The sequence below is a fragment of the Streptomyces sp. NPDC006879 genome, assembly GCF_042869595.1.
Classification (GTDB): Bacteria; Actinomycetota; Actinomycetes; order Streptomycetales; family Streptomycetaceae; genus Streptomyces.
In genome coordinates this window covers 1-4919 of the sequence record NZ_JBIAGC010000054.1, presented here as the reverse complement: position 1 = coordinate 4919, position 4919 = coordinate 1, and the positions used below count along the sequence as shown (strand labels likewise).

Below are 4919 nucleotides of genomic sequence, written 5' to 3'. Positions count from 1 at the left end.
CGATGCGCGCCGGGCACCCCTGCCGGAACGCCGGGTTTGGACAGCCCGTCGGCCCCGGAGCGCTAGGGCGCTCCGGGGCCGACGGAACTCAGGCACGCACTGACGTCAGTTGTTGACGCAGGTGTTACCGAAGGCCGGGTTCAGCAGGCCGATCACGGAGACCGTGTTGCCGCAGACGTTCACGGGAACGTGGACGGGAATCTCTACGACGTTGCCGGAGGCGACGCCGGGGGAGCCGATGGCAGCAGCCTGAGCGCCGGAGTCGGCGACGGCGAGACCCGCGCCGGCGAGCACCAGACCACCGGTGACAGCCGCAGCGGCGACAACCTTCTTGATCATTGTTCCTCCTAGTTGGCATTGCGGTCCCAGCCGCGGACCGCAACACCTGCAACGAGGAGGGGGGAGTTCGAGCTACGAGCCTATGGTCGCATTCACCCTTCCCAGTGACAGCCGCACGGGCGAGCGAACGCGCCGGCGCTCCGCCGCCGCACACACGCGCCGGCTGCCTCAGCAGCTGTCGATGAACCGGTCCAACACCCGGACCCCGAACTTCAGCCCGTCCACCGGCACCCGCTCGTCCACCCCGTGGAACATCCCCGCGAAGTCCAGCTCCGGCGGCAACTGAAGGGGCGCGAAGCCGAAGCAGCGGATGCCGAGGTCATCGAAGGACTTCGCGTCGGTACCGCCGGAGAGCATGTACGGGACGGCCCGTGCGATCGGGTCCTCCGCCTTGAGCGCCGACTGCATGGCATCGACCAGCCTCCCGTCGAAGTCGGTCTCCAGCGCCTTGTCACCGTGCACGTCCTCGCGCCGAACCTTCGGGCCGAGGATCCGGTCCAGATCCGCCAGGAACTCCTCCTCGTACCCCGGCAGGAACCGCCCGTCCACATGGGCGCTCGCCTGGCCCGGGATCACGTTGACCTTGTACCCGGCTCCGAGCATGGTGGGGGCGGCCGAGTTCCGCAGGGTGGCTCCGACCATCTTGGCGATGCCACCGAGCTTGGCGAGCGTGGCGTCCATGTCCTCCGGGTCCAACTCGGTACCAAGCGCGTCGGAGAGCTCGTCGAGGAAGGACCGCACCGTCTTGGTCACGCGCACGGGCCACTGATGGCGGCCCAGTCGTCCCACGGCCTCGCACAGCTCGGTGATCGCGTTGTCGGTATTGGTCATCGAGCCGTGACCCGCTGTGCCCTCTACCGTCAGGCGCATCCAGTGCATGCCCTTCTGGGCCGTCTCGATCAGATAGAGCCGCAGGTTCTCGTTCACGGTGAAGGAGAACCCTCCGACCTCACCGATGGCCTCCGTGACGCCCTCGAAGAGACCGGGGTGTTTGTCCACCAGATGCCGCGCCCCGTAGACCCCGCCCGCCTCCTCGTCGGCGAGGAAGGCCAGGACGATGTCCCGCGGGGGCTTGCGTCCGCTGCGCAGCCGGTCCCGCACGACCGCCAGCGTCATCGCGTCCATGTCCTTCATGTCGACCGCACCCCGACCCCATACGCAGCCGTCCGCGACCTCCCCGGAGAAGGGGTGGTGCGTCCAGTCGGCCGCGTCCGCCGGGACCACGTCCGTGTGGCCGTGAATGAGCAGCGCAGGCCGAGAAGGGTCCTCACCCTCGATCCGCGCCACCGTCGAGGCCCGCCCCGGGTGGGACTCGAAGATCTGGGGCTCCAGGCCCACCTCGGCGAGCTTCTCCGCCACGTACTCGGCGGCGGCCCGCTCACCCGGCCCCGAGTGGTCCCCGTAGTTGCTCGTGTCGATCCGGATCAGGTCCCGACACAGGTCCACGACCTCGTCCTCGCCCCTGACCCTGTGCGCGTTCGACTCGCTCACGCCGCTTCCTCCCACCTTCGGGACCGCCCCGGTCGACGGTCCCTCCCATCCTCTCCCCCGCCCCCGCGCATTGACACGGGGGTGTGATCGAGGGGGTCCGAATGTTTGCTATGGTTTTCCTCGTCGGAACGGCCCAGGCCGTGAGACACACACCTAGTCCGGGTGGCGGAATGGCAGACGCGCTAGCTTGAGGTGCTAGTGCCCTTTATCGGGCGTGGGGGTTCAAGTCCCCCCTCGGACACCAGCTGAGACCCCAGTTCATCTGGGGTTTTTTGCGTTTCTGGGCGGTGGCGTGACCGATCACGTGACCGGCGGCCCAGCGAATCCCCAGGCCAGACCAGGACTGACAGGCCTCCCTGAGCCGCAGCCGGCCAGCGCGGAGCGTCAGGAGAACCGCGCCACAGTGGTTCGCCTGGACTCCTATCACCCGACCCCGAAGCCCGTGCCTGCGGACATGCCGGTGAAGCGGCCCGCCTCCGCCCCGCTCTCCGATTCCAACCCGTTCCGCGCACTGCTCTGAACCTCCCAACAAACCAAGCAAGCCCCGGCCGATCGGCCGGGGCTTCTTTCGTTGGTTCGGCTACTGCAACCTGAACTACGCTCGGTAGAACGAAGGACGCTCAGCTACCTGATCCGGGCTGAGACCGTCCACGGTCAGGTTGCCGGTCCACAGATGATCTCGGTTGGCGTAGGTGGCTTCGAAGCTGACGCGCTTCCCACCGGGCTCCAGCTTCCAGCCCTGGTCAGGGAACTGCGCGATGCGGTCGCTTCCACAGACGAACGCCCGGGTCGCCTGGATCAGAATCCACTGTGCGAGTTCGGTTTCCTGGGCTGCGGGCCTGCCACAGGAACGGGCCATCTGCCACAGCCGTGGCCACTCGACACCGGGGGTCAGGGAGCCGATCACAGCCACGTCCCCGATCCGTCGTTCGTCAAGATGGTGGGTGGCGTAGCCGAAGACCGTGCCGAACATCGCGAACACCGTGACCCGACCTCGTCCCGTCAGGCCCTCGTCATTCCTGCTCATCTTTGGAACCCTTGGCTGTGGCCGTCCGGGCGCCTTAGCCACGCCCGGACCGCTTCCGTTCTGTGAGAGTGGATCAGCAGCCGTCGCCGTCACCGCAGCACGCGGGCGGGTTGCACTCCTTCGCCGAGCCCCACAGCCGCTCATCCACGTGGAACCCAGCGGCCCTGACGCGATCCACCACTGAGCCGATGAGCGGACGGGTGCGGACGGTGGCCTTGGGCTCGTGCCCGAGGAAGAACCCGAACTGCTCCTCGCACCAGGCGGCGTAGGCCTGCGTGTGGAGCACGAACGAGTGCCATCCGGGGTCAACGGCGTCGGAGGGGGTCATGTCGAACGCGCGGGTGTCACCCATGACCTTGAGGAAGGCAAGGGCCTGGTCCACGATCCTGCGGGCGGTGGACAGCTCGTGTCCGTACTCCTCCGCGCAGAACTCCGACACCTTCTCGAACAGCTCGGGACTGACGAGGTCCCGCCCGCGCCGTAAGGCAACGGGACTTTCGAGCATCGTCGTCACTGATGGTTCCCTTCTGTGGTTGAGGACTGGCCGGTCAGGCGGCGGGCGGGGCCGGGAACCGCTGGCCGCCGTCCTTCTCTCCGGGGTCGGTCATCGCTACGCCTCCTCTCGGTGCGTGTGCCGGCCGAGGTCCCGCCCCCGCAAGGGGCGGGAGTCAGAGGGGAGTTGCGGGCAGGCGAAGAGCTTCGGCGATCTGCTCAACCACATCGGCCGGGATCTTGCCGAAGTCCACGTAGGCCCCTCCGTTGTGGGTCACCGTGGGCCGAAGACTGTTCTGCACGGCCTCAGAAATGCCGAGGGCGGCCAAGGCCGTGCGTATGGACTCCGAAGCGTTTTCGGCTCGGCCCCAGGAGTCCCGCCACGTCTGCATTTCCATCAGTGACCCGTACCGTGCATCCGCATGAGGATGTCGCAGTCCGTAGAAGTCGTCTGGTCGCTCTCCAGCTCTGCGGCCTTACGGAGCTGTGCCAACCGCGCGCACTCCGGGCAACCCGGAACCGGCCGGGGGCGGGGGCGCAAGGGGACGGTCCCCGGGTCTTCATGCCTCTGAGTGGGTTCCGTCTTCATCGCGCCGCGCCCCTCCCGATCGCTTCCAAAGTCGATGGAACGACCCTAGGAAGTGGCGAATCCACGCGGCTACGCTCTTGCACGAACTTGCACGGGAACTACCCGAGAGACGTAATCGCCTCTGAGATCAGAGCCCGAGCGGCAGCACCGTGTACCGCGATCTTGGACAGCTGTGAGAACGCCTTCGCGTAGGTGGCAACCTCGCTGGGGGCAGTCACGTTCACGGCGGCTGTGAGCAGCTCGACGCTCGCTTGGCGGCTGTCGAACAGGTAGAAGGCTTCCAGGGGCCAGACACGGCGCTGAGTCGTGAACGGGATGACTCCAAGGCTCACGTTCGGCAAGGCCATGACTGCCAAGAGATACCCGAGCTGACCGGCCATGGTGGCCTCGTCGCCGATCCGGTAGCGGAGCACCGTTTCTTCCAGGAGCAGAGCGAACCGGTGGTCACCCTCGTGGAGAACGCGTGAGCGTTCGATCCGGGAGGCGGCGGCCGTCTCCGAATCGTCTGGGGTTCCTTGGAAGGCCGCGATGGTCGAGAGCAGGGCCGCTGCGTACGCCTCGGTTTGAAGCATCCCAGGGACCACGTTCGAGCAATACACGCGGAAGTGGCGCGTTTGCTCGTACAGGGGAACGACTTCCTCTTGTGCCCGGCGCATGCCGTGCCGGTGGAGCTTCTGCCAGTGCACGTACATCTGATCGGCTTGCCGATTCGCCGCGATCAGGTCCTCTACCTGGCCCTCGGCTCCGCACGCCTTGCACCAGGCGCGGATGTCGGCGTCAGACGCGGGTGTCTTGGCCCGCTCGATGCGTGACGACTTGGCCGGACTCCAGCCACAGCGAAGAGCCAGCTCATGCCCTGTCAACTCCGCCTCTCTGCGCAGGCCCCTGAGCTTGCTCCGCTTTGACGGACACCCTCGTTGTGGTGGTCAGACCGCGAGTGTGGTCTCGTAGTCGGCGGGGCTGCGGTAGCCCAGGCTGCTG

5 protein-coding genes, 1 tRNA gene and 1 pseudogene are annotated in these 4919 nt (G+C 67.1%); 1 reads left to right on the top strand and 6 read right to left on the bottom strand.

The features are described 5' to 3' along the window. Positions 1–105 precede the first annotated feature (105 nt). Together ACFYMC_RS26675 and ACFYMC_RS26670 are read right to left on the bottom strand one after the other, a co-directional pair. Positions 106–339 (bottom strand): chaplin, encoded by a 234-nt coding sequence (locus tag ACFYMC_RS26675; protein ID WP_388529670.1) that lies wholly within the window; start codon positions 337–339, stop codon positions 106–108. Between the two features lie 168 nt (positions 340–507). Further along, positions 508–1830, bottom strand: a complete 1323-nt coding sequence (locus tag ACFYMC_RS26670) for a M20/M25/M40 family metallo-hydrolase (RefSeq protein ID WP_388529667.1) — start codon at positions 1828–1830, stop codon at positions 508–510. A 156-nt stretch (positions 1831–1986) separates the two neighbouring features. On the opposite strand from ACFYMC_RS26670, the gene ACFYMC_RS26665 reads away from it, so the two are divergent. Further along, a tRNA-Leu gene (locus tag ACFYMC_RS26665) sits at positions 1987–2074 on the top strand. A 351-nt stretch (positions 2075–2425) separates the two neighbouring features. Here the strand turns inward: ACFYMC_RS26665 and ACFYMC_RS26660 are convergent. The 4 genes and pseudogenes from ACFYMC_RS26660 to ACFYMC_RS26645 all read right to left on the bottom strand — a co-directional run. After that, entirely contained in the window at positions 2426–2857 is a 432-nt protein-coding gene (locus ACFYMC_RS26660; RefSeq protein ID WP_388529665.1) for a hypothetical protein, read from the bottom strand. Between the two features lie 73 nt (positions 2858–2930). Next, positions 2931–3362, bottom strand: coding sequence for a hypothetical protein (locus ACFYMC_RS26655; RefSeq protein ID WP_388529746.1), 432 nt, complete (start codon positions 3360–3362; stop codon positions 2931–2933). Between the two features lie 163 nt (positions 3363–3525). Next, positions 3526–3747 carry a hypothetical protein gene (locus ACFYMC_RS26650; RefSeq protein ID WP_388529662.1) on the bottom strand — a complete coding sequence of 74 codons (222 nt, stop codon included), beginning with the start codon at positions 3745–3747 and terminating at the stop codon, positions 3526–3528. A 289-nt stretch (positions 3748–4036) separates the two neighbouring features. After that, positions 4037–4834 (bottom strand): annotated as a pseudogene (locus ACFYMC_RS26645) (helix-turn-helix domain-containing protein); the annotation flags it as partial. Between the last annotated feature and the right edge of the window lie 85 nt (positions 4835–4919).

Coding starts and splice junctions, on each gene's coding strand:
- ACFYMC_RS26675 (WP_388529670.1), bottom strand. CDS start 339: ATGATCAAGAAGGTTGTCGCCGCTGCGGCTGTCACCGGTGGTCTGGTG.
- ACFYMC_RS26660 (WP_388529665.1), bottom strand. CDS start 2,857: ATGAGCAGGAATGACGAGGGCCTGACGGGACGAGGTCGGGTCACGGTG.
- ACFYMC_RS26655 (WP_388529746.1), bottom strand. CDS start 3,362: ATGCTCGAAAGTCCCGTTGCCTTACGGCGCGGGCGGGACCTCGTCAGT.
- ACFYMC_RS26650 (WP_388529662.1), bottom strand. CDS start 3,747: ATGGAAATGCAGACGTGGCGGGACTCCTGGGGCCGAGCCGAAAACGCT.